At 36.7% G+C, this 4,493-nt stretch carries 3 protein-coding genes and 1 pseudogene; 2 read left to right on the plus strand and 2 right to left on the minus strand.

Annotated features, from left to right (window positions below):
- The coding region (locus tag MRZ08_RS00560) for a PTS transporter subunit EIIB (RefSeq protein WP_297377975.1) at window positions 1-204 on the plus strand (204 nt) is incomplete at its 5' end.
- A 364-nt stretch (window positions 205-568) separates the two neighbouring features.
- Here the strand turns inward: MRZ08_RS00560 and MRZ08_RS00565 are convergent.
- Together MRZ08_RS00565 and MRZ08_RS00570 are read right to left on the minus strand one after the other, a co-directional pair.
- A complete protein-coding gene (locus MRZ08_RS00565; protein WP_297377977.1) occupies window positions 569-1,813 on the minus strand; it encodes an FprA family A-type flavoprotein in 1,245 nt (414 codons plus the stop codon).
- A gap of 12 nt (window positions 1,814-1,825) precedes the next feature.
- Window positions 1,826-3,754 (minus strand): acyl-CoA dehydrogenase family protein, encoded by a 1,929-nt coding sequence (locus tag MRZ08_RS00570; RefSeq protein WP_297377980.1) that lies wholly within the window; start codon window positions 3,752-3,754, stop codon window positions 1,826-1,828.
- A 293-nt stretch (window positions 3,755-4,047) separates the two neighbouring features.
- Between MRZ08_RS00570 and MRZ08_RS00575 the strand changes: the two are divergent.
- Window positions 4,048-4,493, plus strand: a pseudogene (locus MRZ08_RS00575) (hypothetical protein); the annotation flags it as partial.

The following is a 4,493-nucleotide window of genomic DNA, read 5'->3' on the forward strand; positions in this document are numbered from 1 at the left end:
GGTGGCAAGGAAAATATCGACACCACAAGCTATTGTACAACAAGGCTTAGACTAACAGTCCACGACCAAGAAAAGGTCAATGACGAAAGAATAAAGGAAGCAGGAGTCGCTGGTATCATGAAACCAGGCCCTAAGGCTGTCCAAGTGATCATAGGGCCACAAGTCCAAGCTGTCTACGATGAATTTATGAAATTAATTAAATAGCATATTCTCTCCGTTAATAAACTCCTAGATCTTAATGACCTAGGAGTTTTTAGATTGGCTTAAAACTTAATTTACTCTTATTTTCTATAATGTAGCTAATTTGAGAATAATTATATCCTTCAGAATACCTCTAATTATCAAAGCTCTTATAGCTTCCTATCTAAAACTTTGCAAAAATACTAAAGCAATCATGTTTTAGAAAACATAAGTTGGTTAAATTGGTAAGCTACGCTCTAAATCCACTATTGTATTATAATTTTACAAGCTTTTTATTTTAGGATACTAGTACATAAATTTTCAAAGCAAAAACCTCCCATACCTGGGAGGTCTTCTGAGTTAAACAGCATAATATATAATACTTGATTTATTTCTTTTGTGAAGCAGCCTTTTCTTTTTCTTCTCTACGTTTCTTCATAGAGTCTTTGATTCCTTCAACTATAGCATCCATATCGCCTTCTTTTGATGATTTAAGGCTTGATACTATATCGAGTCCTTCTGGAAGTACGTCCATTAGTCTCATTTCTTCGTCAAGGAATTTCTCCATTTTTTCTGCTGCTTGTGGAGCCCATGTACCATTTCCAATGATTGAAACAGCTCTATTTTGTACGTTAAGAGCAGCCATATCGTTTAGGAAGTCTTTCATCTTTGGATAGATGCCTAGGTTGTAGGTTACAGATGCAAGCACTAGGTTAGAGTATTTGAATGTTTCAGCTATTAGAGTAGAAACATCTGTATTTGATACGTCTCTTAGAGAAATATCTGTAATTCCTGCTTCGCATAGTTTGCTTGCAAGGGCTTGGGCTGCAAATTCTGTATTACCATACATTGATGCATATACGATTAATACACCTTCTTTTTCAGGCTCATAGGTTGCCCAGTGAACATATTTGTCGATAATATAGCCGAAGTTATCTCTCCATACTAGTCCGTGAAGTGGGCAGATATATTTAAGGTCTAGGCCACCAGCTTTTTCTAGGGCTTTTTGTACGAATGTACCGTATTTACCTACGATATTTGTGTAGTATCTACGTCCTTCGTCTAGGTAGTCTCTGTCCCAATCTACTTCGTCGGCAAATAGTCTACCATTGTTTGCTATAAATGAACCGAAAGCGTCTGCTGAGAATAACACTTTGTCTGTGCTATCATAGCTCATTAGTACTTCTGGCCAGTGAACCATTGGAGCTTCTACGAAAGTAAATTCGTGTTTACCAAAGCTAAAGGTATCGCCTTCTTTTACTTCGATATATCTATCATCTACGTGATAACCAAATTGTCTCATAAACATAACTCCCTTTTCAGAAGAGATTATCTTCATGTTTGGATATCTTTGTAGCATAAGTTCTATAGCTGAGCAGTGGTCAGGTTCCATGTGGTGAATTATCATATAGTCAAGGTCACGACCATCTAGAACCCTTGCTATGTTTACCATATATTCTCTTGTTACTGCCCAATCTATTGAGTCGATTAGTACTGTTTTTTCGTCCATTAGTAGGTATGAGTTGTAAGAGACTCCTTGAGGAATAGGAAATATATTCTCAAATAAGGCAAGTCTTCTATCGTCCCCACCTACATAATATAAATCATCTGTTACTTTTCTAACTGTATACATTAAATCCTCCTACTACTTTCTGTCTTCTGGGAATTCTAGTTTGATGAATTCTTCTTTAGCTTCTCCAGAAACTGGACTTACCCATTCATCTGGCAATTTGTCAAATGGTGTTCCTGGTTCAACTCCTTGTGTAGGATCGCCTACTTCTGGGTCATATTCGTAACCAGATCCCAAATCCACGTAAATATCTTCTTTGGGAGCCATTTTTCTTGGTTTAGATCTTTTCATCTTCTTCATTGGTGGTGCTGGCTTCTTTTCTTCTCCATTATCAAGTTCTTTGATAAGTAGTGGAAGGATTACCATAGCATCTCCTACGATACCGTAGTCACAGTTATTAAAGATTGGAGCATTAGCGCTGCTGTTGATTGCAACGATTGTTGAAGCGTTTTTCATTCCCTTCAAGTGTTGGCCTGCTCCTGATACTCCAACTCCGATATAGAGGTTACCCTTAAATGTTTGACCACTCATACCGATGTATCTTTCTAGTGGAACGTATTTAAGTGTTTCTGCAACTGGTCTTGATGATGAAATAGCTGCACCTGCTTGGTAAGCTAGATCTTCGATTAGTTTCATATTTTTCTTCTCACCAATACCACGTCCTGCTACAACTACTCTTTGTGCTTCTGGGATTGGTGTATTTGGATCGATTCCAACTGTGAAGTCATATCCGTCTTTTTTAAGAGCTGCAACTAGCTTTTTAACTGCTTCTTTTGGATCTCCTGTGTAGATTTCTTTCTTACGTAGACCTGCTATTGGGCCGGCATCCTTGCCTCTTCCCCCTGCTCTTTTCATCTTTGGAGCACGGCCTACAGTGTTAGCACCTACTACAACTCTCATGATTTCGTTAGTTCCTTCATAGATTTGTGTAATCTTAGCGTCTCTGAAGAATCTTTCAACATCGACACCCTTGATAAATCCAGAACCACCGTAGACTTGTACAGCTTCTGTTGCTATCTTCATAGCAAGGTCTGATGCAACTTGTTTAGCCATAGCAGCTTCTGCAGAATATCTTTCGTGATTTTCTTTTAATTCTGCTGCATGATAAATCATAAGTCTAGCACCGTGTAGGTGAGTTGCCATATCAGCAAGTTTGAAGGTGTTTGCTTGTAAGTGAGCTATTGGAAGACCGAATTGTTCACGTTCTTTAGCGTAAGCTAGGGCAGATTCATAAGCGCCTTGACCTATACCTAAAGCTTGGGATGCTATACCAATTCTACCACCATCTAGGGTAGCCATAGCAATCTTGAATCCTTGACCTTCCTTGCCTAGTAAGTTTTCTTTTGGAACTTTAACATTTTCAAAGTGAAGCTCAGCTGTAGAAGATGATCTGATACCTAGCTTGTCGTAATGATCAGAGAAGGTGAAGCCTTCGAAATCTTTTTCTACTATGAAAGCTGAAATTCCGTGTGTTCCTATACCTGGTGTAGTAACTGCGAATACTACATATGTATCAGCTTTTGGAGCATTTGTAATAAATATCTTTTTACCATTAAGGATGTAATTATCACCATCAAGTTCTGCTGTTGTTTCTGTTCCACCAGCATCTGAACCTGCGTTTTCTTCTGTAAGTCCAAATCCACCGAGTTTTTCACCCTTAGCAAGTGGAGTTAGGTATTTTTTCTTTTGTTCTTCTGTACCAAAAGCAAAAATTGGCCATGAACCTAAGGATGTGTGTGCTGAACAAATTACACCAACACCACCGTCTACTCTTGATAATTCTTCTACAACGATTGCATAAGAAATAACGTCAAGACCTTGACCACCGTATTCTTTAGGATAAGGTATTCCTAAGAATCCTAATTCTCCCATTTCTTTAACTATGTCATCTGGGAATTCATTCTTTTGATCTAGGTCGAATGCTATTGGTTTTACTTTTTCTTCAGCAAAAGCTCTAACTTTTTTACGTAGGGCCTCATGTTGATCTGTTGTCTTAAAAAGCATAAAATCCTCCTTTTATAATTGTCATCTACTTAAATTGTAGCCTTAATAAAAAGATTTGTCAAATATATTTACCTGTCAAAATATTTATAAAATTCTTACTAATATCTCTAAAATTTTTATGAAATAGTTTAATCTTAGCTAAGAAATTCTACTATATTTAGGATAAATCGAAAGCAAATCTAAAAAGCTTTTCCTAATTTATATATAGCCCATTTCTAATACTTTTAATCGTTTATTTTTTATAAATATACTAAAGACTCGAAATAGGGGTAAAATAGGCTAGAGGTGAAAATATGAAAAAATCAATAAAATATATATCTATCATGCTAGCCTTATCTCTATTTATTAGCTCATGTAGTAATAAAGAAAATAAAGAAGATAAAAATAGTAAGGCAGAAATTACAGAAAATACGAATCAAGTATCTAAAGATGAAAAAAATAAGGAAGATCAAGAATCCAAAGAAGAAATAGATAAAAAGGAAGAAAAAATAGAAGCTCCTAAAGACGAAGATTTAGAAAATAAGAAGGAGCAAGAAGAAAGTCCTTCTGAAGATAAAAAAATCCAAGAGGACTCTCCTTCAGAAAACAGAAATTTCCTAGCTAATGGCCAATACTTGACGATCCTTGCCTCTGAAAGCGGCGGGAAGGCCCAGGGTACTATAGGATATTGCCAAGAAGCCTTCGCAGATGCTTCTACAAGCACTTTTACTATAAAGGGTAGCCTCTCCTATAGCGAAGA

Source organism: Anaerococcus sp., assembly GCF_022770135.1.
In the GTDB taxonomy this organism is placed as follows: domain Bacteria; phylum Bacillota; class Clostridia; order Tissierellales; family Peptoniphilaceae; genus Anaerococcus.

Bases quoted from the DNA above. Each gene is read 5' to 3' on its own strand.
- MRZ08_RS00565 (WP_297377977.1), bottom strand. From the start codon at position 1,813: ATGTATACAGTTAGAAAAGTAACAGATGATTTATATTATGTAGGTGGG.
- MRZ08_RS00570 (WP_297377980.1), bottom strand. From the start codon at position 3,754: ATGCTTTTTAAGACAACAGATCAACATGAGGCCCTACGTAAAAAAGTT.